Source organism: Sulfuricurvum sp., assembly GCF_049277495.1.
GTDB lineage: Bacteria > Campylobacterota > Campylobacteria > Campylobacterales > Sulfurimonadaceae > Sulfuricurvum.
In genome coordinates this window covers 1-5,331 of the sequence record NZ_JBASYM010000040.1, presented here as the reverse complement: position 1 = coordinate 5,331, position 5,331 = coordinate 1, and the positions used below count along the sequence as shown (strand labels likewise).

The 5,331-nt window shown below is 45.6% G+C and carries 7 protein-coding genes and 1 other RNA gene; 6 read left to right on the top strand and 2 right to left on the bottom strand.

The features are described 5' to 3' along the window. Positions 1 to 170: 170 nt before the first annotated feature. Entirely contained in the window at positions 171 to 1,238 is a 1,068-nt protein-coding gene (locus WAO38_RS07810; RefSeq protein ID WP_422235955.1) for an ATP-binding protein, read from the top strand. Here WAO38_RS07810 and WAO38_RS07805 read toward each other — a convergent pair. Next, positions 1,235 to 1,912 (bottom strand): TIGR04219 family outer membrane beta-barrel protein, encoded by a 678-nt coding sequence (locus WAO38_RS07805; RefSeq protein WP_422235953.1) that lies wholly within the window; start codon positions 1,910 to 1,912, stop codon positions 1,235 to 1,237. The two genes, WAO38_RS07810 and WAO38_RS07805, sit on opposite strands and share 4 nt — an antisense overlap. Positions 1,913 to 1,973: 61 nt before the next feature. On the opposite strand from WAO38_RS07805, the gene WAO38_RS07800 reads away from it, so the two are divergent. Continuing rightward, on the top strand, positions 1,974 to 2,522 hold the full coding sequence (locus tag WAO38_RS07800; protein WP_422235951.1) for a ribonuclease HII: 549 nt from the start codon (positions 1,974 to 1,976) through the stop codon (positions 2,520 to 2,522). 37 nt (positions 2,523 to 2,559) lie between these two features. After that, the gene (locus tag WAO38_RS07795) at positions 2,560 to 2,787 is read left to right on the top strand and encodes a hypothetical protein (protein WP_422235949.1); all 228 of its coding nucleotides are present in this window, start codon (positions 2,560 to 2,562) and stop codon (positions 2,785 to 2,787) included. Between the two features lie 63 nt (positions 2,788 to 2,850). On the opposite strand, the gene ffs is transcribed toward WAO38_RS07795, so the two are convergent. Next, positions 2,851 to 2,948: signal recognition particle sRNA small type (gene ffs, locus WAO38_RS07790), an RNA gene on the bottom strand. A gap of 59 nt (positions 2,949 to 3,007) precedes the next feature. On the opposite strand from ffs, the gene WAO38_RS07785 reads away from it, so the two are divergent. The 3 genes from WAO38_RS07785 to WAO38_RS07775 all read left to right on the top strand — a co-directional run. Further along, positions 3,008 to 3,796, top strand: a complete 789-nt coding sequence (locus tag WAO38_RS07785; protein ID WP_422235947.1) for a hypothetical protein — start codon at positions 3,008 to 3,010, stop codon at positions 3,794 to 3,796. Further along, positions 3,765 to 4,784: an SPL family radical SAM protein gene (locus tag WAO38_RS07780; protein ID WP_422235945.1), complete on the top strand. Its 1,020-nt coding sequence runs from the start codon at positions 3,765 to 3,767 to the stop codon at positions 4,782 to 4,784. Before WAO38_RS07785 ends, WAO38_RS07780 begins: the two co-directional genes overlap by 32 nt. Further along, positions 4,766 to 5,331 (top strand): SDR family NAD(P)-dependent oxidoreductase (locus WAO38_RS07775; RefSeq protein ID WP_422235943.1); only part of this gene is annotated, 566 nt, incomplete at its 3' end. The genes WAO38_RS07780 and WAO38_RS07775, both read left to right, overlap by 19 nt.

The window sequence follows — 5,331 nt, the reverse complement described above, 5'->3', positions numbered from 1 at the left end:
TTTCCTTAGATAAAAGAACTCGTCAGATCTAGTCTGAACTATATAAGGCGGCGAAATTATACTGACATATCGGCTCAGGGTCAAGGATTTTAGGGGTAAAAATCGTTACAGGAGTTAAATTTACTTCCTTCTAATAAGGAAGCTATATTTTTTACGCTATTATTTTAGTCATGAATACCTTATTGGATGAGTACTATCGATACGATTTGCATAACATCGGCTTTACCGAACGCAAGCAATCTATCAATGATGAAAGCACCTTTATATATGGGATTGCACAATCCGGAAAAACCTCTCTGATCAAAAGCTATCTCCTGAATCACAAGAAATCGACCTATCTGTATCTCGACTGCCGTGACAGCCGGCTTGAAGTCGATGAGCTTAACCGTTCCCTGCCGCAATTTTGCCGTGACAATAAAATTTCGATCCTTGCACTCGATAACTATAACGAAGCCATCAACCTCTTTGAATTAGAACAAATTATCCTCTCCGGTGAAATTGCGCTGGAACTTCCTTTCCAAATGATCCATCTTGATTTGCTCGATTATGAAGAGTTTTTGGCCTTTGAGAGTAAATTTGACGGTACCGCTCTAAACCATTTTTTTCAACTCGGCGGATTTCCTGCAATGCACCGCATTCCCAGCGAAGACCGGGTACTGTATCTACAGAGTATCCTCAATCGCTCACTCGAACCGATCGAGTTCTCCATTCTCGCCCAAGCCTCCAAAATGGTGACCCAAAAAGTATCGGCATTCAATCTCTACGAACGGCTCAAAGGGGAGCGCAAAATATCCAAAGACAAACTCTACCTCCATCTGCAGTCGATGTTTGAACGGGGCTATCTCAAATCACTGGAAAAATTCAACCATCCCAGCGCCGTCAAAAAACTCTATTTGTGCGATATTGCAATCAAACATGCCCTAACTCTCCAAAAACATTTCGGGCGGATTTTTGAAAATCTCGTTTTTTCCGAACTTGATAAACATAAGATTGAGTGCTATTATGATGAAGGGATCGATTTCTATCTCCCGCAGCGGGGGCAAATTGTCTTAGCTTCCCCGTTTGCGAATGAGCATGCCCTCTTTAAAAAAGTAGAAGCTCTGGAAGGATTTATCGTCTCGAACCGTGTTCGGGAAGTCATTGCCGTCACGATGAATTTGGAAAGTACCCTCTCTCATCCGATCGCTCGAATCGAGATGATCCCGTTTGAGAGATGGGCATTAGGGGATGATACTTAGAAGCGGTAGCCTACCCCGATAAACGGGCCTTGGATCTTAAGGGTAGAATAAATGTCATTTTCATCTAATTTGAGTGATTCATAGCGATACCCCGCCACTGCTTCCAAACCGGCAAATATTTCCCATGCAGCTTTGATACGCATATCACTGATCGAATTTCCGCTATATCCGACATATTTAAGGTCAGCATCCAAACGAACCGGCAGAGTAGGAATTTTCACTCCGGCAGCCACATAAACCATCGGGATAACGGTATCAAAACTTTGATTCACCGCTCCGGTCACTTCACCATCAACCAATTTGCCCGTTAACCCGATATCTAAATCCACCACATTGTCTAAAATCTCATAATAAAGAGTCGTATCGATTTGAGAGAATTTAACCGTGTTGGTTCCGATGCCACCGATATTTTCCCCCACAAATGATGTTTCAGGGGTAAAATCGGCTCGAATATTGGGGATCAACGGAATCGGGTGCTCCAAATAAACGCCCACTTGATACCGGCTATCCTTGTCACCGTTAAAACGGGTTGCCGTCGTAATACCGTTATCGGTATAGCGAAAATCTCCTTTTGCTTCAGGGGAGTATGAATCGACTTCAACTCCAAACCCAACTATCATTGATGCTGATGCCATAACACTTCCGGCACACAAGGCAAGTAACGCTTTATTCATAACAATCCTTTTTTATTCTATGCTAATATACCATTATACTAAAAGAAACAGGTGTATTTAGATGGTGTTATGCGGAATCGATGAAGCAGGACGAGGGCCGTTGGCCGGACCGCTGACCATTGCGGGAGTTATTTTAAATAAACCGATTTTAGGGCTGAATGATTCTAAAAAGCTCACCGAGAAAAAGCGTGAAGAACTCTTTGAACTCATTCGTGAACATTCCACCTATCACATCGCCCGCTTTAGTGCGGCACAAATCGATGAGCTCGGGCTCTCTGCATGTTTGGCAGCAGGGTTGCGTGAGATTATGAGCGCACTGGGAGAAGCGGATTATCTCTATGACGGCAATTCGAAATTCGGAGTAAGCGGTCTACGAACAATGGTCAAAGCCGATGCTACCGTCCCCGAAGTGAGTGCCGCATCGATTTTGGCCAAAGTGACACGGGATCGTGAGATGGTCGAACTCGCACCCCTCTATCCGCAATACGGATTTGAAGGGCATAAGGGATATGGCAGTGCAACCCACATTGAGGCTATCCGTCTCTACGGTCATTGCGAAATTCATCGTAAAACATTTAAATTAAAAGCGTTACAACCTTCCTTATTTTAGAACCTCATCGTTATAATGGTTGCAAAAAAGAGAAATTATGATTTCACTCACCCATCTCGAAGCAGCGTTAGCCGCTGTTGATGCCGAAGTAAAAGCGCTGCTCTACAACCAATCGCTTTCCCTCAATGAAAAAGATGAGAAAATGCTGCCGTTATTACGAGAGAGCAAAGTGCTGAAACAAGCGTATGAAGATTTGTGTTATTTGCGGGATAATCCGCCGAGCAGCCCAACCGGATGTAAAGCGGGAAATTATCGAGAAGATTAATGGGTAAACGTTTATATAGTATAGTGAAATATAAATAAATGGATAAAAAAGAGGAGGAAGGACTCCCCACCAGATACCTGCGGCACAAAACACGCACTGATGTGCTGCTGTATTCCTACCCTGACACGTTGTCAGTGCGCACCCTTGCACAGGTCTAGAGGAGAGAGGCGAAATTATACCCAATACTATGCTTAAATGCAAGAAATGGTACAATAAAAAAATGAACTATATCGTCACTGCACTCGATGCCGAAGCCAGACCCATCATAGAGCACTTCCGCCTTAAACGCGACAGCTCTCTCCCCTATACCCTTTACCGAAATGACAATATGCTGCTGCTGGTAAGCGGAATGGGCAAATTCAATGCCGCTATGGCAGTGAGCGCCCTGTTAGGGTGGCGGATTCCCAAAAGTGAAGATATTTTTATCAATATCGGAATTTGCGGTGCACCTTCTAGTATTCCTTTGGGTGAGGCTCTCTTGATCCACCAGATTATCGACGGTGATCGGCGCTTCTATCCCGATATTCTTTACCCCCACTCTCTGCGCGAGACATCTCTCATCTGTACAGATGTTCCCCATTCCATTATGTCCGATATTCCTGTCGATATGGAGAGTGCGGCAATTTTTCAGGCTGCGTCACGGTTTTTCAAACTTCATCAAATGGCCTTTCTCAAAATCGTCTCCGATCATTGCGAGCCTGAGAGGGTCACCAAAGAGGGTGTTGTCTCTCTCATCCGTTCCCATCTGATGACATTCGATCATTTGCGCGAAAATCTCAGCCGTATTCAAAAGCAGCACAGCCTGTTTAGCGATGAGGAAAGAGCAACGATCGAAACATTCAAAACCCATTTCACTAAAAGCCAAGGGGATATCCTCGAAGATGCCCTCTGCTATTTTAGGCTCAAAAATTCTGCCCTTCCTCTCCCGCTGGGCGACGCTGCGATCCCGAATTCCAAACGCGAAAGGAGTATGCTGTTTGAAGAACTCACCTCAATCCTCACCGCGTAAACTCTTTTCACACCTTTACATCGAACAAAGTGTTTTGAATCATCCTCAGACACAAGCGATCCGGGCAAAATTTTCCGATTCCCATGTCATCGTCATTGATCACTACAAAGAAGTTTTTAACCGCTCTTCGCAAAGTTTTGCGGCGCAAAGCAACTCTAAAAAACTGATCCTTGCCCGTAAAGAAGGGAAGTTTTTACATGAGGGGAGTCAATACAGCGACGGTTTCGGTCATGAACAGTTTTTTTATGCTTCCAGTGTTATGGGGTGCTTGTATGACTGCGACTACTGCTATCTGCAGGGGCTTTACCCGTCGGCTAACACGGTGTTATTCGTAAACCTCGAAAGTGCCTTTGATGAACTGCTTCCCTATCTGGGTCGAGACACGCTGGTAGCGACCTCTTATGATACCGATACGATGGCTATCGAGACACTAACGCATCAAACGCAGATGTGGCTCAATTTTGCTGCGCACCATCAAAACCTCCATCTCGAAATCCGTACGAAAAGCGCCAATATCAAAGCACTGAAAAACAGTTCTCCCAATGAAAGAGCGACCTTGGCCTGGACCCTTTCGCCGCAGAATATTATCGAACGCTACGAGCACGCGACACCGTCACTGGAAAAACGGTTATCGGCGATACGCGAAGCGGTCGCATTGGGATGGAAAGTACGTCTTTGCATCGACCCTGTTATTTATACGGATGATTTTGACACCCTTTATCCGGAACTGATTCGGACTATTTTTACAACCATTGACCCCGATACAATCGAACAACTCACACTGGGAAGTTTCCGAATGAGCCAAAGTCACCTCCGCTCGCTCAAAAAACTTCGCCGCAGTGACGTCGCATTTTATCCCTATGCGGTAAGAGATGAAATGGCGACTTATCCCGAAACAATCGAGACCCATATTTTAGAGGTATTATTACGCACAGCGACAACTTACCTGCCCAAAGAGAGGATCAGAACATGGCAACGGCAATCGTAACCGGCAGCAGCAGCGGAATCGGTGAAGCAATATCCCTGATGTTGTTACAAGAGGGATATACAGTGATCGGAATCAGCCGACGAAAAGGGGCTATCGATCACCCGAGTTTTCGTCATATCGCCTGTGATCTCAGCAATGCGGACTCCATAGAATCCATAACAGAAGAACTCTCCGCCGCCGATAATCTGAAGCTGCTCGTGAATGCCGCAGGATTCGGGCGGTTCGAGCCGCATGAAGAGCTGAGCACACAAACCATCATCGACATGATTTTTCTCAACCTCACCGCCCCGATTTTACTCACGAATCTGTTATTGCGTTCTCTGAAAGCAACCAAAGGGACGATTATCAACATCACCTCCATCGAAGCAACCCGAAGCTCTAAATTCTCGGCACTCTACACGGCGACGAAATCCGGCCTGCGGGCTTTTGGACATAGTCTGTTCGAAGAGGTACGCAACAGCGGTGTCGGAGTCGTGACCATCAACCCCGATATGACCGAAACCTCTTTTTTCGATGATCTCCGTTTTGGAGTCGGAGAGCATACGGA

Excerpts from the sequence above, each read along its gene's own strand:
- WAO38_RS07805 (WP_422235953.1), bottom strand. The coding sequence starts at position 1,912 with ATGAATAAAGCGTTACTTGCCTTGTGTGCCGGAAGTGTTATGGCATCA.
- WAO38_RS07810 (WP_422235955.1), top strand. The coding sequence starts at position 171 with ATGAATACCTTATTGGATGAGTACTATCGATACGATTTGCATAACATC.
- WAO38_RS07795 (WP_422235949.1), top strand. The coding sequence starts at position 2,560 with ATGATTTCACTCACCCATCTCGAAGCAGCGTTAGCCGCTGTTGATGCC.
- WAO38_RS07785 (WP_422235947.1), top strand. The coding sequence starts at position 3,008 with ATGAACTATATCGTCACTGCACTCGATGCCGAAGCCAGACCCATCATA.
- WAO38_RS07800 (WP_422235951.1), top strand. The coding sequence starts at position 1,974 with ATGGTGTTATGCGGAATCGATGAAGCAGGACGAGGGCCGTTGGCCGGA.